We start from the raw sequence: 16,632 nt of genomic DNA, 5'->3' as shown, positions 1-16,632 counted from the left end.
ATCGCGGTTTCGAGCCGTTGGCACATGAAACCGAGCGATGCGGAACCGCGTGTGACTATCGCTAGGTGCCCAACTAGTAAGGGGATACTGCTGTTGCGCTCCGAACTGACCCACCGCTATGTCCCGTTCCCGACAGACCGTCCTTGAGACCGAGACCATCTACGCACTACTCGCGGACGAAACACACCGGGCCGTCCTCGAGGCGCTTCGAGCGGGCGAGCCGGCGTCGCCCGACGAACTCGGTCGTCGCCTCGCCGCGTCGGATCGCTCCCTCGAAGAGAGTTCCGCCGGATGGACTGATCGTCGTGCGGTCACCGTCGAACTGATCCACTACTACCTGCCGAAACTCGACGATCACGACGTCGTCGAGTACGACCGGTCGGACGCGACGGTCACGACCGGATCGAACGTCGACGACATTGCACCGTTTCTCGACGGGATCGAAAGGGTCTCGTCCTGACGGCAGAAGTCGATTCCCCGGCGGCCGCTGTCTACGGCTGCCGAGGGTGATCCGGGTTCCAGCGGTCGCGTTCCGCGGCCGTCCGCGCGCCCGGAACCCCGACCAGGTCCCGAAAGGCCGACCCCGAGCGGGCACAGCGATAGGCCGGTTTGTACATCATGTTCTCGCCGCCGGCCCGGACGTTCCACTGCGAAGCGATCTCCTCGCGGAGGTAGTACTGTGCCCGCTCGTTGCCCGGCTTGACGTAGTAGTCGCTGAGCCGGATCGGATCCCGCTCGAAGAGCCCGCCGGGTTCGCGGCCGTCGACGATCACGACCGGCTTCTCGAGGTAGAGATCCCCGTTCTGTGCGCGTTTCGCGTGGGCATTCTCGGGATGGTCGTCGAGGATCGCCGCCCGCTCGGCCGGCGGCGTCTCCGGGCCGACGACGGCCACCTCGTCGACGGTGAAGTACCCGATCAGATAGCGGTGGGCGCGGTCACCGTCGGGCCGACGCAGGCCGGCGTAGAACCCGACGACGTCGCCCGGCTCGAGCGCGCGTAACCGCGAGACGTAGCCGCTGGTCCGGTGTTCGCCGTAGGTCAGCGCCGCGAAGTTGGGGTCACGATGGAGCGGCCAGGACTCGAGGGCGTCGCCGGCGACGGTCTCGGTCCCGTCGTGGACCGGCTGTGGCGTGATGCGGGTCGTCAAGTCCGCGGCGACGCCGTCACCGGCCCGCAGCTTCCACGAGCCGAGCGTTTCGGGTTCGGCCGTCTCGCGGGTCTTCTCCGGGATCGGAACGTACTCGAACCGCCCGTCGTCGTACAGCGGGGCCAGGGCACCGAGGTTCGTGCTGTCGGCGCCGACGCCGGCGAGGACGACCGTCATGGTGTTCGTCGTCCCGTCGGGACGGCGAGAGGGTAAAGCCCCCGGTCGCGTTCGATCACCCGTCCGCGCCGCGAGCGAGATAGAACAGGGGAATCGCGAATGCGAGGAACACCGACCCCAGCCCGGCGATGCCGATCCAGGCCGTCGACAGCCACCGGTCGGGGAGGACGCCACCGACCTCGAGGACCCACAGCAGGCTGTAGGACCCGAGGAGCAAACAGCCGGCCACGTAGAGCCGCAGGAGCCAGCCAGCGATCCGATAGAGCGTCGCCCTCGTGACCGCCGGCGGGAGCGTGTCCTCGAGGCCCTCGATCATCGGCTCACCGTCCGATCGGGAGGTCGATCACCGTCGTCGGCGACGGCGGTCACGTCGCCGCTCGAGGGTCCGTGACTGCGGGCCGTCGGAAGCGATGCCATCGATCGATACCGACGATGTGGCGTCGAACCGCTTGAATCTTCGTGTCCTCGGGACGGAGTCGGAACACCTGCTGACCGCGAAACCGGTCGCGTCCTCGTCGGTCGTCGCTGTGATCCGTTCGGACCCGACCGGTGCGCTCGCGAGAGGTACCCTTATCGGGGCGGACGTGCCACTCCAGCGTATGCGTGTCACCTTTCTCGGAACGGGCTCGGCGTTGCCCACTGGCGAACGGTTTCAGGCGGGCATCCTCGTCCAGGAGGACGGACGGACCGTCCTGATCGACTGCGGAGCCGGGGCCCTCCAGCGGCTCCAACAGTCCGGCGTCGGCTACGAGGGCGTCTCGACGGTGCTGCTGACCCACCACCACCTCGATCACGTCTCCGACCTGCTCCCGCTCGTGAAGGCCCGCTGGCTCGCCGGCGAGGACCACCTCGAGGTCGTCGGGCCGCAGGGAACCAAGGCGTTGCTCGACGACCTGCTCGCGGTCCACGAGTACATGCAGGACAAGATCGACCTGCGGGTCCGGGAGGTCGTCCCCGGCGAGTTCTCGGTCGCCGGGTTCGACGTCTCGGCCTACGAGACGCGCCACTCGCTGCCGTGTCTGGCCTATCGGTTCGACGATCGGTTTACCTTCAGCGGCGACAGCGAGGCCTTCGCGGGACTGGCCAACTTCGCCGAGGGGTCGGCGATCCTCGCCCACGACTGCTCGTTCCCCGACGACGTCGACGTCTCGAACCACCCGACGCCGGACAGCCTCGGCCGCGCGCTGGCCGGCCGGGAGATCGGCCGGGTCTACCTGACCCACCTCTACCCACACACCGAGGGCCGTCACGACGAGATGCTCGAGTCGATCGGAGCCCACTACGACGGCGACGTTCGGTTCGCCGAGGATCTTCAGACAATCTCGATCGAGTCGGGTCGAAACGAGTGACGGTCAGGAGCTGAAGAAAGTCAGCGTTGTAAGTATTTTTTGAAATTTCCAACCAGGCATATTGAGTTTTATCTGTTTTAAAACCCCGTTTCCAAACAAATATGTATAGTCGCGTTTGTAGGATCATAACAACAGAATGGTCCAACGCGAATCCACACGGCCGAACCGAGAGGTGACCGCATGAGCCTTCCCGATCGGCTCGCGGACGCCCTCATGTCCCACACGCGAATCGTTCTCGTCGTCCTTCTGCTCGCGACGGCGCTCGTCGGCGCGGGTATGCCGATGGTCGACGACGACTCTTCGCTCTCCCAGTTCGAGAGCGAGTCCGACGAAGCGAAAGCCCTCGAGCGCATCGATGAGAACTTCACCAGTGAGCAACGGGAAAACGCCACTACCGTCCAACTGATCGTTCGGGGTGGCGAGGATGACAACGTTCTCACGAAGGAGTCGCTGCTCGACTCTTTAGAGTTACAACAGGAGATCCGCGATGACGAGTCGATCAACGAGACGCTGGTCGAGAACCAGTCGATGGTCGGTGTCGAGAACGTCATCGCGACGTCGGTGATCAAAAACGAACAGGCGGCCGAACTCAACGCGACGCGGTCGCGGCTCAGCGACGGACTCAACACGACCGTCGGAATCCAGCGACAGTACGAGCAACTGAACGAGTCGTACAACGAGTCCGATCCGGAGTACCAGCGACAGGCCGCCGAACTCGAGGCCCAGCTCAACGCGACCGTCGAGAACGCGACGGTCGGCCTCACCGAGACCCAGACCGCGCGGTACGAGGCTGCGGTCCGGGACGTCCGTGAGATCGAGTCACAGCAGTACGAGATTCGGTCACAGACGGACGAGCCGGCGGAAGATCCCGAGTACCAGCGACTCTCGGCCCAACGCCAGCAAGCGTATCGGAACGGAACCGTCGGCGTCCTCGAGGCCGAGTACGCCGCCCTCCAGAGCAGCGAGCAACCGCCGCTCGAGGAACAGATCGAGGCCCTCGAGAGCCTCGACGACGAGGAGTTCGAGCGAACCCTCGAGTCGACGCTGTCGGGCGAGAGTGAGGACAACTTGGCGATCGGATTCATGCCGTCGTCGTACGAACCCGGCTCGACGCAGGCCGAAACGCGAATGACGGCGATCACGCAGTCGACCGCGGGTGGCAGTGCGGGCGGGATCGAAGGCGGCATGATCAGCGACGAGATCCTCGATAACCAACTCGAGATCCGCGATATCGCGGAGACACACGAACAGGACTATCTCGTCTTCGGTGCCGGTGTCATCACCGACGAGATCGACCGCTCGATGGGCGACAGCCTCGCTATCGTCGGCCCGCTCGCGCTGTTGTTCGTCGTGGTCGCCTTGCTCGTCGCCTACCGCGACCTGCTCGATATCGTCCTCGGGGTCGCCGGCATCGTCGCCGTCCTCGTCTGGACGTTCGGCTTCATGGGCTGGGCCGATATCGCGTTCAACCAGATGTTCGTCGCGGTCCCGGTGTTACTGATCGGGCTCTCGATCGACTACGCGATCCACGTCTTCATGCGCCACCGCGAACAGCGCGAGGCCGACGGCGCCGAGGGGACCGTCCGCGGTTCGATGACGGTCGCGCTGGCCGGCGTCGGCGCCGCCCTCGTCTGGGTGACGGCCACGACCGTCATTGGGTTCCTCTCGAACCTCGTCAGTCCGATCGGCCCCATCCGCGAGTTCGGGGTCGTCAGCTCCGTCGGTATCGTCGCCGCGCTGATCGTCTTCGGCGCGTTGATTCCCGCCGCCAAGGTCGAGATCGACGAGTTCCTCGAATCCCGCGGCTTCGACCGCCGCAAACGGGCCTTCGGGACCGGTGGCGGCCGTTTCAGCGAGGTGCTGACGGTCGGCTCGACCGCCGCCCGTCGGTTCCCGCTTGCCGTCCTGCTGGTCGTCGCGCTGATCACCGCCGGCGGCGCCTACGGGGCGACGCAGGTCGACACCAGCTTCCAGCAGGAGGACTTCCTCGCCGACAGCCCGCCGGAGTGGACGCAGAACCTCCCCGGCGGGATGGCTCCCGGCGAGTACCACGCCAAGGACAACCTCGAGTACGTCAACGAACACTTCCAGCCGGAAAACAGTCAGGCACAGATCCTCGTCGAAGGTGACGTCGCCGACGACGAGTTCCTCAACGCGACCGCGCAGGCACAGGAGGAGGCCGCCGCGGAAGGCGGCGTCGCCTACACGCTCGCGACCGGCGACGCCGACATCCAGGGCCCGCTCTCGACGATGGAACAAGTCGCCGGCCAGAACGAGTCGTTCAACGAGTCGTTCACCGCGGCCGATACGGACGGCGACGGCGTCCCCGACGAGAACGTCTCGGCGCTGTACGACCAGCTGTTCGAGATCGACGAAGACGCCGCGAGTCAGGTCATCCACCGGACCGACGGCGGCGAGTACGAGTCCGCACGGCTGATCGTCGGCGTTCAGGGTAATGCCTCAAGCGCGGAGACGACCGACGAGATGCGGGCCATCGCCGGTGATCTCGAGGATCGTGGCGACGGCGAGTGGAGCGCCATCGCGACCGGCGATCCGGTCGTCAGCCACATCGTCGAACAGGACCTGCTCGATACCGTCCTCGAGAGTCTGCTGATCACGCTCGTGGCGGTGTTCCTGTTCCTCACCGCCGCCTACTGGCTGGCCGGCAACAGCGCGTCGCTGGGGGCGGTCACCCTGCTCCCGGTCGCGTTCTCCGTGGCCTGGATCCTCGGCACGATGTATCTCATCGGGATGCCCTTCAACGTCCTCACGGGGATGATCACGAGTCTCACCGTCGGACTCGGCGTCGCCTACAGCATTCACATCAGCGAACGCTACCGGCTCGAACTCAAGCGCCAGGGCAACGTCTGGTCGGCGCTGCGGACGACCGTCACCGGCACCGGCGGCGCGTTGCTCGGCAGCGCGGCGACGACCGTCGGCGGGTTCGGGACGCTCGCCTTCGCGATCCTCCCCGCGCTCCAGCAGTTCGGGATCATCACCGGGCTGACGATCACGTACGCGTTCCTCGCGAGCGTCGTCGTCCTCCCGTCGCTGCTCGTGTTGTGGACGCGGTACTTCGGCCCGGACGTCTCGTTCGATACGGCCGGCGCCACCGGCTCCGCACCGACCGCCAGTGACGGCGGCGAACCGACCGACGACGGAGGGAGCAACGAGTGAGCGACGAGAACGCGGCCGTCGACGCCTTCGAAACGCTGGGGCTGACCAGCTACGAGGCCAAGGTCTTCATCGCCTTGCACCGGCTCGGCGCGGGGACCGCCCGCGATGTCGCCGACGTCACCGACGTCCCCCGGTCGCAGGTCTACAGCGTCGCCGAGAGTTTGGAATCGAAGGGTTTGCTCGAGGTCCAGCAGTCGAACCCGATCCGGTACCGGCCGGTGAGCGTCGACACCGCCCGGGAGACGCTCCGGAATCAGTTCGAACGCGAACAGGACCGGGCCTTCGAGTACGTCGAAACGGTCAAGAACGAACCCTCGGGTGAGGAAACCCAGGAGGACATCTGGACGGTCCGCGGTCGCGACCGCGTTACCGACCGGATCATCGAACTCGTCTCGAAGGCCGACGATCGGATCATCTTCGGGACGCGCCTCTCGGAACTGGTGACCGACTCGATCGAACGGACCCTCTCCGAGCGGGCGGCGGCCGGCGTCTCGGTCGTCATCGTCAGCAGGACGCCGGCGATCCACGAGCGGTTCGCCGACCATGAGGGGATCGTCGTCGACACCCCACCGAGCCACCGGGGGGACGATCAACGCTCCGGCCGTATCGCCGTCGCTGACGACGACAGCATCCTGTTGAGCGTCCTCGGCGGGGAGAGCGGCGAAACGGCGATCTGGAGTTCGGAGTCGGTGTTCGCCTCGGTGCTGATCCAACTCATCGAAGCCAGCGACGAGGTCAGGGGCGACTAAGCGCCCGTTGGCGAAGCCGACGGACTCACTCGAGTCGATACCGCAACAGGGCGGCGATCCCACCGAGGTTCGACAGCTGCTGGCCGGGTGGGAACTCGCTCGAGAAGACCGTCACCTCGCCACCTTTCTGCTCGGTCGTCCGGATGACGTCGTCGACGCTGATCGCCCACTCGCCGTCGGGACCGCGTTCTTTCTGTAAGCGGTCGTCGAGGACGAGCAGGTGTTCGATCGCGCCGAATTCGGCGGCTTTTTCGACCTGTTCGGGGCCGTAGGCCGCCTTGGCACCGTCCGCGATGCGCCGCGTGAGTTCGTCGATGTACTCGGCCTCGCTCTCGATGCGGGTCTCCTCTTGGACGTCCGCGACCGCGCCCCGTTTGAGTACCTCGTGGACACCACGGTCGCCGACGGCGGCCGTATCGACCATCGTGACCGTCTCGGCGACCTCGGGCTCGTTTTGCTCGAGATGCTTGTAGGCGTCCTGTTTCGTGAAGCCGGGGCCGGCGAGGATGATCGCGTCGACGTCCTGCCGTTTGAGAACCTCGCCGAGTTCTTCGAACAACTCCGAGCGCCCGCGGGCGTACTCGCCCTTGCCGGTCGTGCCGGTGATCGTCGCCCGCTCTTCCGTACCGTACTGGGCGACCGTGTGGACGTGGGCCTGTCCTTCCTCGACGGTCGCGATGGCCACGTCGGGGTTTTCGGTCGCCTCTTCGGCCTCCTCGAGGCGGGCCTCCTGGTCGGGTTTGAACCGCTTCTCGATCGAGAGTTCGTCGCGTGGTTCGACGTTGAGGGTGTGATGGAAGTTCAGCTGGTCCTCGCGCGAGCAGGCGACGATCTCGCCGCCGACGCGCAGTCGGTTGGCGAACTTGTGGAACTCGACGTCCTCGACGGCGATGGCGACCCACATGTGTTCGCGCTCGCCGCCGGTATCGCGCATCTGGTCGTCGTTGCGCTGGATCCGCCGGGTCGTATCGCCCGCGACGCGGTCGCCGGGCTCTAAGACGTACTGCAGGTGCCAGAGGTCGTCGACACTCTCGGGGACGACCGTGACCCGTTCGCGGCCGCCTTCGACCTGCTCCCGGTCTTTGATCTGCATGGCCGGTCGTTCGCGGGGTGGCGGTAAGTGGACTGCGATCGGGTCGTCCGGCGGTTCTCGTCCCGGACCGCCCGCGAGCCGCCGCGACGCGGGAATCGACGGTCGTATCAGTCGGCAGAGACTTTCGTGTTAATTGTCATCATTCAACATAGTAAGGGCGCGAGGCTATCCGCGCTGCGGTCCTCGTTCACGTATGAACCTGGGACACATGGCTCGGTTGGAAGACTTCGGAACACGGTCGTTAGTGACTCACGCCATCATGGCGACGACGTTTGCGGGGGCGATCGTGTCGGGACTGTTCATCGACGGCCAGATCGGACTCGTGTCGTTCGTCGCGTTCCTGAACTTCACCGCCGGCGTCTGGGTCGCACAGTCGACCCACTCGCTGGGGAACGCCCGCACCGACGACTCCTACGACGGGATCCTCTCGGTATTGGCCGACACGACCGGTGAGAAGAGCTACCGAGGGCTCGACACTGGCCGACTCGCCCGGCTCCTGACCCTGATCGCGGTCGTGACGGCCGTCTCGCTTCTGGTCTCCGGGGAAGTCCTCTCCGGTACCGTGGCCTCGATCGGTGCCGTCGCAATCGGCGTCGTGGCGCTCGTGACGGCGATGGTCGGGTTCCTGATCGCGATGAGTTCGGCGTACGACGCGTCCGAACGCGAACGGATGCGGACCGTCGAGCGCGACTCGTCCGAACCCGGAGGTACCGACCGATCGTCGGGCGAACTCGAGGATGGCTCCGACATCAGGATCTCGATCCGGGAATCACACGTGGACGAACCGGCCTCGGAGTACCGGTAGACGCGGACGACACTGCCAGAGCGGGTTCATCAGTCCCGAAGCGATTCGAGTTTTCCTTTGGCCTTCTCGAGGCCGGACTCGAAGGTCGCCTCGATCTCCTCGACGGATCGTTCGACGTAGTGGACACGCTCTTTGGGGACCCGGCGAACGACGTCGTTGCCGTCGTCGTCGGTCCCGTACGCGAACAGCCAGTGATCCTGGAAGTAAGCGATGCGGTCGTTGTCGACCGTGGCCCGTTCGTCGGTCTCGCCGGGCGTCTCGTAGACGATCGTCGCGGTCCCGAGTTCGGGGTCCGAATCGGTGTCGGTATCGATATCGACCATGGTGGTCGCGTCCACGAACCGCGGTGTAGTCGTGGGGCCGGCAGATGCAGCCACCGGCCAGCGGGAGGGTGGCCCGTAGCTGACGGCGGGACCCGTGGCTGCCCCGATGGCGCTCGCTTCGAGGACGGAAGGCACGGCTTCGAAAACGTAGACTCGGTGTCGGTCAGCGATCAGACGAGGAGCTGGATGTCGGATTCGGCCATGTGTTGCAACGCAGTGGCTGCACCCACACCCGTCGTGACGCCGTCGTAGAAGTCGTCCTCGTCGTAGTCCATCAACTCGATCGTCATCTGGCAGGCCTGCAGGTCGACGCCGCTTTCGAGTGAGAGATCGATCAACTCCTCGATGGTGGCGGTCCCGTTCTCGTCGATCTTCTTTTGCATCATCTTCGTGGCCATCATGTCCATCCCGGGCAGCGCAGCGACGGCGTTCGGGACCGGCATGCTCGGGTTGCCGACGGCACTCAGCTTGAGGTCCTTCGACTTCTCCTCGTGGAGGATGTCGAGCCCCCAGAACGTGTGGAAAACGACGACGTCCCAGCCGAAGGCGGCCGCCGTACTCGCGAGGATCAGCGGCGGATACGCCATGTCGAAACTGCCCTGCGTGGCGACGATGGTCATCTTCTGCTGATCGTCGCCGACCGCCGTCTCGAGCGCGGCGACTTTCTCCTCGAGTTCCGCGACCTGTGTCCGCAGCTCCTCCTCGGTCATCGGCTCGCCGTCCGTCGCCGACGGTGTGTCCGTACTCATCTTACGCCGTCTTCTGCACGTAGTGTTTGTAGACGTCGCCGTCCTCGACCTGCTCGAGGAGTTCGACGCCATCGGTCCCGGTCGCCCAGCCGTCGATGTCGCTCATACTACCCGAGTCCGTCGCTACGACCTCGAGGACGTCGTCCTCGTCGAGGTCGTCGATGGCGGACTTGGTCTTGACGACTGGCATGGGACACGATGCACCTTTGACGTCGAGCGTCTCCGTGATGTCGAATTCGTCACTCATAGTTGGATACTCCGTATCTGTATTGGAGCTACTACACAATATTGGCCACGAGGTTAAAAGGATGTCGGTTATTGTAGAATACACAAACAACCGGTCCCCCGCACAGGCGCAATACAACCATCTAGGTTGCGTTTATGGTCTCTTAAGGTGGTTACTCTCATATCCTACCGGCACTATATTGTGCGATGGAGGAACTACTATGCAAATCCTTTTATGCGACCAGCCAATACAGAGGGATGTACGACAATGAACCCAGAAGACTTCCCGACCCCGGACGCAGAAGTCGAAACGATCACGCCGGACACGCTGAAGAGCCGCATCGACGCGGGCGAAGACGTCACGCTCCTCGATGCGCGTATGGAATCGGACTACGACGAGTGGCACGTCGACGGCGAGACCGTCGAGTCGATCAACGTCCCGTACTTCGAGTTCCTCGAGGACGAAATCGACGACGACGTCCTTGCACGAATCCCCCAGGACCGCGAGGTAACCGTCCTCTGTGCCAAGGGTGGTGCCAGCGAGTTCGTCGCAGGCACGCTCGCGGACCGCGGGTACGATGTCAATCACCTCGAGGACGGGATGAACGGCTGGGCGCGCATCTACGAGCGCGTCGAGGTTACCGGCTACGACGGCTCGGGGACGCTCTACCAGTACCAGCGCCCCTCCTCGGGCTGTCTCGGGTACCTGCTCGTCGACGGCGGTGAGGCCGCCGTCGTCGATCCGCTGCGGGCGTTTACCGATCGCTACCTCGCGGATGCCGAGGAGCTGGGCGTCGACCTGCAGTACGCACTCGATACGCACATCCACGCCGACCACATCTCTGGCGTCCGCGACCTCGACGACGACGGGGTCGAGGGCGTCATCCCCGCAGCGGCGGTCGACCGCGGGGTCACCTACGCCGACGAGCTGACCCAGGCCGAGGACGGCGACCAGTTCCAGGTCGGCGACGCCACCATCGAGACGATCGCGACGCCCGGCCACACGACCGGGATGACCTCGTACCTGCTCGATGCGAGCCTGCTCGCGACCGGCGACGGGCTGTTCATCGAGAGCGTCGCCCGCCCCGACCTCGAGGAGGGCGACGACGGGGCCCCCGACGCGGCCCGAACCCTCTACGAGTCGCTCCAGGAGCGGGTCCTCACCCTGCCCGACGAGACCCTGATCGGCGGCGCTCACTTCAGCGATTCCGCCGTCCCGGCCGCCGACGGCACCTACACCGCGCCGATCGGCGACCTCGTCGAGGAGATGGACGCCCTGACGATGGACGAGGACGAGTTCGTCGAGCTGATCCTCTCGGACATGCCGCCCCGACCGGCCAACTACGAGGCCATCATCGCGACGAACCTCGGGCAGCAAGCGGCCGACGACGAGGAGGCGTTCGAACTCGAACTCGGCCCGAACAACTGCGCGGCGAGCCAGGAGTCGCTCGCCGGTGACTAACGCCACATGGTAGCTGATCCAATCGCGCTCCAACTGACCGCCGAGCTGTTCCCCAACGGGATCAGCCGGTACGCCATCGGCGGACTGCTCGTCGGTCTCGGCACGGTCGTGATCTACGTCGGGACCGGTATCCCGGCCGGGGCGAGTACGTTCCTCGAGTCGACGCTGTCGTACGTCTCGGGGCAGTCCCGGTTCCAGCAGTACGTCTCGTCGCGAGACTGGCGGGTCGTGTTCACGCTCGGTATCATCCTGGGTGCGTTCGCGTTCGCGGCGACGGTCCAGTCGGGCGTGTTGACGACCTCGCTCTACGAGCCCGGGACCACCGGCGAACTGTACGAGGTCGGCGGCGTGACGCTCTGGTCGACCGACGTACAGCCCTGGCGACTGCTGGTCGGCGGCGTGTTCGTCGGGATCGGCACCCGAATCGGCAAAGGGTGTACGTCCGGTCACGGCGTCTGTGGCGTCGGTTCGGCGTCGAAGACGTCGCTGGTCGGCGTGGCGACGTTCCTGACGGTCGCGATCGTGACCGCACAGGTCGTTTCGGCACTGGGGGTGTCGCCATGAGCGAGACGGTCACCGCTCGAGTTGGCGAGCAGGGAGGTGACGGCCCGTGAGCGGCGATCGCCATCCCCTGTTCATGCCGCTGATCCTCGTCGGCGGCCTGATCTTCGGGTTCGGGCTCGGGTTCAGCCAGATGGCGCGTCCGGAGGTCGTGCTGAACTTCCTGCAGTTCGAGGACTTCGGACTGCTGTTCGTGATGTTCGGCGCGGCGATCGTCTCGGGGGTCGCGTTCGCCGTGATGCCCCGACTCCGCGATAGCGCGCCGCTGACCGGCGATCGATACGAACGCCGGCTGAAGCCCTTCGACCGGAACGTCCTGATCGGCGGGGCGATCTTCGGCGTCGGCTGGGGCCTCTCGGGCATCTGTCCCGGTGCCGCCTACGCCAGCCTCGGCGTCGGCAACGTCTCCATCCTGTGGGCGCTCGCCGGCATGTTCGCCGGCGCGTACCTGCAGGGAGCCTGGCGAAGCAAGCGCGCCGCGGCCGACACAGCCCCGGCAGGTGCCGACTAACGCCGTTCACAGCTCGTGTTTCACAACCTGAAAGACAGGCGGTTCATACACTAATGGATCCAGGAACGATACTACTGTTTGCAGCCGCCGCGCTCGCGAGCCTGTTTATGGCCTGGGTGATCGGCGCCGGCTCGAGCGGCGCGACGCCGTTTGCCCCGGCCGTCGGGGCGAACGCCATCTCGACGATGCGCGCGGCGTTTCTCGTCGGTATCCTCGGGTTCGCCGGCGCGGTGACACAAGGCGCGAGCGTCTCGGAAGCCGTCGGGAGCGGCCTCGTCGAGGGCGTCACGCTCCCGACCACCGGCGTCATCGTCGTGTTGCTGCTCGGCGCCGGCCTGATGGCGATCGGCATCTCCACCGGCTACCCGATCGCGACCGCGTTCACCGTGACCGGCTCGGTCATCGGCGTCGGCTTCGCGCTCGGCGGCGATCCGGCCTGGGGGAAGTACGTCGAGATCGGCGCGGTCTGGCTACTCACGCCGTTCGTCGGCGGCGGGATCGCCTATGGGCTCGCCAGTATCCTCCCGCGACCGGACGTCCCGGAGGACGTCAGCGTCCCGATCCTCGCCGGGATCGTCGGCACGGTCGTCGCGAACCTCGAGTTCTCGTTTCTCTCGTCGGTCGGGGGGACGCTCGCCGCCGCCGGGGCCACGCTGGTTCCCGTCGACGGCGTCGCCACCGCGACCGCGATCTCGCTCGGCTTCGGAGCGATCGCCGCGGCCGTCGTTCGCTGGGACGTCGGTCGCGATCAGGCCGGCGGTCTGCGTCGGTTCCTGCTCGCGCTCGGTTCGCTCGTGGCGTTCTCGGCGGGCGCGAGTCAGGTCGGGCTGGCGGTCGGTCCGTTGTTCCCGCTCCTCGAGGCCGTGCCGTCAGTCTCGCCGCTGGTGGTGTTGCTCGGCGGCGGGGTCGGGATCCTCGTCGGCTCCTGGACGAGCGCACCCCGCATGATCAAGTCGATCTCGCAGGAGTACGCGTCGCTGGGGCCGCGCCGATCGATCTCGACGCTCGTCCCGTCGTTTCTCATCGCACAGACCGCGGTCCTGTTGGGGGTCCCGGTCTCGTTCAACGAGATCATCGTCAGCGCCATCATCGGTAGCGGACTCGCGGTCACCGGTGGGGACGGTGTCAGTCCCCGTAAGCTGGGACTCACCGTCGCCGCGTGGGTCGGGTCGTTCGGACTCGCGTTCGGACTCGGCTACGGCGCGATGCTGCTGTTGGAACTCTGAGTCGCGGGCAGACGCGGTCGGCTCCTCGAGTTGGCCCGTTTCGGTCAGTTCCCGGTCGCTGTCGCGGTCGTCCATGCGTTCTCGAGAGGTGACGGACACCGGGTACCGCTTGCGAGTCGCAGTATCCTTTTCGTCCTCGAGATTGCTATCCATGGTTGCATGCAGAAAATAAATCTCGACGACATGACGCCGGAATCGGGAGGCCAGAAGCGACGAAGCGTATCGGACCCGCTCGACGCCACGGATTTCTCGATGAACTACTACGCACTCGAGCCGGGCGAGGAGTTTGCCGGCAGCCTCCATACACATCTCGACCAAGAGGAGACGTTTTTCGTCCTCGAGGGGGAGGCCACGTTCGAGACGAAACCGGAGCTAGGGGCGGCTAGCGAAACCGTCACGGTCAGCGAGGGCGAGATGATCCGGTTCGATGCGGGGGAGTACCAGCAGGGGCGAAACGAAGCCGACGAGCCCCTCCGGGCGCTCGCGCTCGGCACGCCACAGGAGTCGACCGACATCCGAGTCGCAGTGCCGTGTCGGGACTGTGGCGAAAGCGAGTACATGGAGTTCACGATGGTCGACGGGGAGCAGGCGATGGAATGCCCGGACTGTGGTACCGAACTCGAGGTCGATAGTAGCTCCTGAAACGATTTCCACACCGGTCGCAACGTTGTCCTGCGATCGGGTGTGCAGTGACTTTCAAGAGCGACGATAGTACTGGCGTCGGCTCGGCACTACCGCGTCCGGATCCAGCGTGGGAGGTCGTGGACGGCGAACAGCGTGTAACCGGCCGAATCAATACCGACTTACCTCTCCCTTAACGAGCGTCCACACTGATGGCTACTCGTGACTCGTGGGTTTCGAATCTGGGGTTCGTTCTCGCTGCGGTCGGCAGCGCCGCCGGACTCGGGAACATCTGGCGGTTCCCGTGGCTGACGGCCGAGAACGGTGGGAGTGCGTTCCTCGTGATGTATCTACTGCTGATCATCGGCGTCGGTGTACCGGGCCTCCTTGCCGAATTCGTGCTGGGGCGACGCGGAAAACAGACGCCGACCGGGGCCCTTCGCTCGCTCATCGGTTCCCCCGAGGGACCGGCGCTGGGGTCGTTTAACGTGGTCACGACGATCGTGATGCTCTCTTTCTACTCGGTCGTTGGCGGCTGGATCCTCCGCTATACGCTGGTTTCGCCGGTTGGTGCGTATTTCGGCCAGCCAGCGCAGTACTTCGGGCAGATGAGTTACGGCCTGCAGGCAGTGGGGTTCCATCTGGCCTTTCTCGCTATCATCGCCGCGATCGTCTTCTTCGGTGTGAGCCGCGGCATCGAACGGGTCTCGAAGGTCATGCTCCCGGCCGTCGTGGTACTCCTTATCGGTCTCGCGGCGTGGACGATGACGCAGCCGGATACTGCCGCCGGTTACGCGTTCTATCTCGGCTTCGACGGCGAGTACCTCGCTGCAAACTTCGTGAGTATTCTCGGCCCGGCGGCGGGACAAGCGCTGTTCACGCTCTCGCTCGGCGCCGGTGCGATGCTTACCTATGCGTCCTACCTCGAGGACGATGCGTCGCTTCCGCGTGCCACGCTCGTCATCGCGATTTCGAATACGGTCATCGGGGTACTCGCCGGACTGATCGTGATCCCGCTGCTGTTCTCACAGGGTATCGATCCGGGACAGGGCGGTCCGGGGGCGCTATTCGTCGCGCTCGCATCGGTGTTCGGCTCGCTGCCGGGCGGTGCCGTCGTCGCGACGGTCTTCTTCGCAACCGTGTTGCTGGCCGCCGTGACCAGTGGCATCAGCCTCCTCGAGACACCTGTTGCAACACTTGTCGACGAGTACGGCGTCTCGCGCCGACGGGCGACAGTGGGAGTCTCGCTCCTGATCGCAGTGACCGGTGGCGGACTGGCACTCGCGAGTTCGGTCTTCCGGTTCGTCTCCGGACCGCTCGTCGATATCATGCTGTCGGTCGGGCTGTTCGCGTTTCTCGCGATCGCCGGGTGGATCCTGCGGACGGAGGCAATCGAGGAGTTCAGCGCTGGTGCCGGCCGCTTGGACGCGCTGGCCACGCCGTGGGTAATGACCGTCAGCTGGGTACTACCCGTCGTCGTTCTGTTTTCGTTGCTGAGTACGTTCACGTCTCTTGCCGGCATCTCACTGGGGCTGAATGGGCGCGCCGTCGTCGCTATCACCGGGACGATCGTCTGCCGGATCGCCGTCGCAAGCGCCACTGGTGACTGACACGGCCCACCGGGATTCGAGCTGCCGTCGCTCGGTGTTCACGAACGAGGAGAGACACTGTTCGAACAGTCAGGACGACTGCTGGGTCGCTGCTGCTGGGTCGCTGCTGCTGGGTCGCTGCTGCTGGGTCGCTACGCGTGTTGTGCGATCAGCCCCTCGAGCGTCCCGCGGTCCTGTGCGCCGACCATGCGTTCGACCGGCTGGCCGTCGGCGTAGAGGACGAGCGTCGGCACGCCGCGAGCGCCCAGCTGCTGGGCGATCCGCTGGTGCGCGTCGACGTCGACTTTCGCGACCGCGGCGTCAGTCTCGGCTGCGAGGGCCTCGATCGTCGGCTCCAGCATCTGACAGGGACCACACCAGTCGGCATAACAGTCCACGAGGACGACATCGTACTCCTCGACGACTTCGTCGAGGTGACCCTGGCCCGTGATCGCGATCGGCTCGTCGGGCGTGTCGACACCCTCGCCGGCGTCGGCCGCGTCGAGGCTCTCACCGTTCTCGAGGCGTTCCCGCAACTCCTGTTTCTTCCGCTCGCGGATCCGTTGTCGTTCGTCGTCGATGGACTCGCTCATCGGCTACCAGTAGGACTCCACGATTATAATGATTTTGTACTTCTAGAGCAATATTGGCTCGACGAAACGGCCGAAACCGCTCTTCGCGGACGACGTGACCGACCGATCGACGGTCGCGGCAGTCGCACCGAGTCGAATGGGTAGAACACCTTCGGAGCGGATTTTCGGGGGAAGGATCCGTTTCTATCGCTCTCTGGAGATCGCAGGGTTCGGGCCGACGACCGAGAAACCGGACGAGGACGGTCGTCACATATATATCCACTGCTGATTCCTG

At 65.4% G+C, this 16,632-nt stretch carries 18 protein-coding genes; 11 read left to right on the top strand and 7 right to left on the bottom strand.

Annotated elements, in window-relative coordinates; genetic code table 11:
* The first annotated feature begins 118 nt into the window (after nucleotides 1-118).
* The gene (locus NP511_RS17645; protein WP_049966497.1) at nucleotides 119-460 is read left to right on the top strand and encodes a DUF7344 domain-containing protein; all 342 of its coding nucleotides are present in this window, start codon (nucleotides 119-121) and stop codon (nucleotides 458-460) included.
* A gap of 31 nt (nucleotides 461-491) precedes the next feature.
* Here NP511_RS17645 and NP511_RS17640 read toward each other — a convergent pair whose 3' ends face one another.
* Nucleotides 492-1,325 (bottom strand): Nmad3 family putative nucleotide modification protein, encoded by an 834-nt coding sequence (locus tag NP511_RS17640; protein ID WP_049966496.1) that lies wholly within the window; start codon nucleotides 1,323-1,325, stop codon nucleotides 492-494.
* 55 nt (nucleotides 1,326-1,380) lie between these two features.
* A complete protein-coding gene (locus tag NP511_RS17635) occupies nucleotides 1,381-1,641 on the bottom strand; it encodes a hypothetical protein (RefSeq protein WP_049966495.1) in 261 nt (86 codons plus the stop codon).
* Between the two features lie 283 nt (nucleotides 1,642-1,924).
* Here NP511_RS17635 and NP511_RS17630 point away from each other — a divergent pair, with 283 nt between their 5' ends.
* From NP511_RS17630 to NP511_RS17620, 3 genes are all read left to right on the top strand, one after another.
* Nucleotides 1,925-2,674 (top strand): MBL fold metallo-hydrolase, encoded by a 750-nt coding sequence (locus NP511_RS17630; RefSeq protein ID WP_049966918.1) that lies wholly within the window; start codon nucleotides 1,925-1,927, stop codon nucleotides 2,672-2,674.
* Between the two features lie 180 nt (nucleotides 2,675-2,854).
* Nucleotides 2,855-5,851 (top strand): MMPL family transporter, encoded by a 2,997-nt coding sequence (locus NP511_RS17625; protein ID WP_049966494.1) that lies wholly within the window; start codon nucleotides 2,855-2,857, stop codon nucleotides 5,849-5,851.
* Nucleotides 5,848-6,600, top strand: coding sequence for a TrmB family transcriptional regulator (locus NP511_RS17620; RefSeq protein ID WP_006650544.1), 753 nt, complete (start codon nucleotides 5,848-5,850; stop codon nucleotides 6,598-6,600). The genes NP511_RS17625 and NP511_RS17620 overlap by 4 nt, the downstream gene beginning before the upstream one ends.
* A gap of 25 nt (nucleotides 6,601-6,625) precedes the next feature.
* Here the strand turns inward: NP511_RS17620 and NP511_RS17615 are convergent, their stop codons facing one another.
* Nucleotides 6,626-7,693, bottom strand: coding sequence for an mRNA surveillance protein pelota (locus NP511_RS17615; RefSeq protein ID WP_006179398.1), 1,068 nt, complete (start codon nucleotides 7,691-7,693; stop codon nucleotides 6,626-6,628).
* Nucleotides 7,694-7,886: 193 nt separating this feature from the next.
* Here NP511_RS17615 and NP511_RS17610 point away from each other — a divergent pair, with 193 nt between their 5' ends.
* Nucleotides 7,887-8,498 carry a hypothetical protein gene (locus NP511_RS17610; RefSeq protein ID WP_084158312.1) on the top strand — a complete coding sequence of 204 codons (612 nt, stop codon included), beginning with the start codon at nucleotides 7,887-7,889 and terminating at the stop codon, nucleotides 8,496-8,498.
* A 29-nt stretch (nucleotides 8,499-8,527) separates the two neighbouring features.
* On the opposite strand, the gene NP511_RS17605 is transcribed toward NP511_RS17610, so the two are convergent.
* From NP511_RS17605 to NP511_RS17595, 3 genes are all read right to left on the bottom strand, one after another.
* Nucleotides 8,528-8,821, bottom strand: a complete 294-nt coding sequence (locus NP511_RS17605) for a hypothetical protein (protein ID WP_015298865.1) — start codon at nucleotides 8,819-8,821, stop codon at nucleotides 8,528-8,530.
* A 170-nt stretch (nucleotides 8,822-8,991) separates the two neighbouring features.
* Nucleotides 8,992-9,570 carry a DsrE/DsrF/DrsH-like family protein gene (locus NP511_RS17600; protein WP_006650542.1) on the bottom strand — a complete coding sequence of 193 codons (579 nt, stop codon included), beginning with the start codon at nucleotides 9,568-9,570 and terminating at the stop codon, nucleotides 8,992-8,994.
* A 1-nt stretch (nucleotide 9,571) separates the two neighbouring features.
* Nucleotides 9,572-9,817: a sulfurtransferase TusA family protein gene (locus tag NP511_RS17595; protein WP_006650541.1), complete on the bottom strand. Its 246-nt coding sequence runs from the start codon at nucleotides 9,815-9,817 to the stop codon at nucleotides 9,572-9,574.
* A gap of 246 nt (nucleotides 9,818-10,063) precedes the next feature.
* On the opposite strand from NP511_RS17595, the gene NP511_RS17590 reads away from it, so the two are divergent.
* The 6 genes from NP511_RS17590 to NP511_RS17565 all read left to right on the top strand — a co-directional run bounded on the left by NP511_RS17590 (nucleotide 10,064) and on the right by NP511_RS17565 (nucleotide 15,786).
* Nucleotides 10,064-11,257 (top strand): MBL fold metallo-hydrolase, encoded by a 1,194-nt coding sequence (locus tag NP511_RS17590; RefSeq protein WP_006650540.1) that lies wholly within the window; start codon nucleotides 10,064-10,066, stop codon nucleotides 11,255-11,257.
* 6 nt (nucleotides 11,258-11,263) lie between these two features.
* On the top strand, nucleotides 11,264-11,821 hold the full coding sequence (locus tag NP511_RS17585; RefSeq protein ID WP_006650539.1) for a YeeE/YedE family protein: 558 nt from the start codon (nucleotides 11,264-11,266) through the stop codon (nucleotides 11,819-11,821).
* Between the two features lie 46 nt (nucleotides 11,822-11,867).
* Nucleotides 11,868-12,329: a YeeE/YedE family protein gene (locus tag NP511_RS17580; protein WP_084158311.1), complete on the top strand. Its 462-nt coding sequence runs from the start codon at nucleotides 11,868-11,870 to the stop codon at nucleotides 12,327-12,329.
* Between the two features lie 53 nt (nucleotides 12,330-12,382).
* Complete coding sequence (locus tag NP511_RS17575) at nucleotides 12,383-13,555, top strand: inorganic phosphate transporter (protein WP_049966492.1); 1,173 nt, start codon at nucleotides 12,383-12,385, stop codon at nucleotides 13,553-13,555.
* A gap of 159 nt (nucleotides 13,556-13,714) precedes the next feature.
* Nucleotides 13,715-14,197 carry a cupin domain-containing protein gene (locus tag NP511_RS17570; RefSeq protein WP_049966491.1) on the top strand — a complete coding sequence of 161 codons (483 nt, stop codon included), beginning with the start codon at nucleotides 13,715-13,717 and terminating at the stop codon, nucleotides 14,195-14,197.
* A gap of 191 nt (nucleotides 14,198-14,388) precedes the next feature.
* On the top strand, nucleotides 14,389-15,786 hold the full coding sequence (locus NP511_RS17565; protein WP_006650535.1) for a sodium-dependent transporter: 1,398 nt from the start codon (nucleotides 14,389-14,391) through the stop codon (nucleotides 15,784-15,786).
* Between the two features lie 131 nt (nucleotides 15,787-15,917).
* Here the strand turns inward: NP511_RS17565 and NP511_RS17560 are convergent, their stop codons facing one another.
* Nucleotides 15,918-16,358 carry a thioredoxin family protein gene (locus NP511_RS17560; RefSeq protein WP_049966490.1) on the bottom strand — a complete coding sequence of 147 codons (441 nt, stop codon included), beginning with the start codon at nucleotides 16,356-16,358 and terminating at the stop codon, nucleotides 15,918-15,920.
* Nucleotides 16,359-16,632: the final 274 nt, after the last annotated feature.

Source organism: Natrinema thermotolerans, from assembly GCF_031165565.1.
Classification (GTDB): Archaea; Halobacteriota; Halobacteria; order Halobacteriales; family Natrialbaceae; genus Natrinema; species Natrinema thermotolerans.
This window is presented reverse-complemented; position numbering and strand designations above follow the sequence as displayed.

Coding starts and splice junctions, on each gene's coding strand:
- NP511_RS17600 (WP_006650542.1), bottom strand. CDS start 9,570: ATGAGTACGGACACACCGTCGGCGACGGACGGCGAGCCGATGACCGAG.
- NP511_RS17635 (WP_049966495.1), bottom strand. CDS start 1,641: ATGATCGAGGGCCTCGAGGACACGCTCCCGCCGGCGGTCACGAGGGCG.
- NP511_RS17640 (WP_049966496.1), bottom strand. CDS start 1,325: ATGACGGTCGTCCTCGCCGGCGTCGGCGCCGACAGCACGAACCTCGGT.
- NP511_RS17585 (WP_006650539.1), top strand. CDS start 11,264: ATGGTAGCTGATCCAATCGCGCTCCAACTGACCGCCGAGCTGTTCCCC.
- NP511_RS17645 (WP_049966497.1), top strand. CDS start 119: ATGTCCCGTTCCCGACAGACCGTCCTTGAGACCGAGACCATCTACGCA.
- NP511_RS17615 (WP_006179398.1), bottom strand. CDS start 7,693: ATGCAGATCAAAGACCGGGAGCAGGTCGAAGGCGGCCGCGAACGGGTC.
- NP511_RS17560 (WP_049966490.1), bottom strand. CDS start 16,358: ATGAGCGAGTCCATCGACGACGAACGACAACGGATCCGCGAGCGGAAG.
- NP511_RS17575 (WP_049966492.1), top strand. CDS start 12,383: ATGGATCCAGGAACGATACTACTGTTTGCAGCCGCCGCGCTCGCGAGC.
- NP511_RS17595 (WP_006650541.1), bottom strand. CDS start 9,817: ATGAGTGACGAATTCGACATCACGGAGACGCTCGACGTCAAAGGTGCA.
- NP511_RS17565 (WP_006650535.1), top strand. CDS start 14,389: ATGGCTACTCGTGACTCGTGGGTTTCGAATCTGGGGTTCGTTCTCGCT.
- NP511_RS17570 (WP_049966491.1), top strand. CDS start 13,715: ATGCAGAAAATAAATCTCGACGACATGACGCCGGAATCGGGAGGCCAG.
- NP511_RS17605 (WP_015298865.1), bottom strand. CDS start 8,821: ATGGTCGATATCGATACCGACACCGATTCGGACCCCGAACTCGGGACC.
- NP511_RS17590 (WP_006650540.1), top strand. CDS start 10,064: ATGAACCCAGAAGACTTCCCGACCCCGGACGCAGAAGTCGAAACGATC.
- NP511_RS17610 (WP_084158312.1), top strand. CDS start 7,887: ATGAACCTGGGACACATGGCTCGGTTGGAAGACTTCGGAACACGGTCG.
- NP511_RS17630 (WP_049966918.1), top strand. CDS start 1,925: ATGCGTGTCACCTTTCTCGGAACGGGCTCGGCGTTGCCCACTGGCGAA.
- NP511_RS17625 (WP_049966494.1), top strand. CDS start 2,855: ATGAGCCTTCCCGATCGGCTCGCGGACGCCCTCATGTCCCACACGCGA.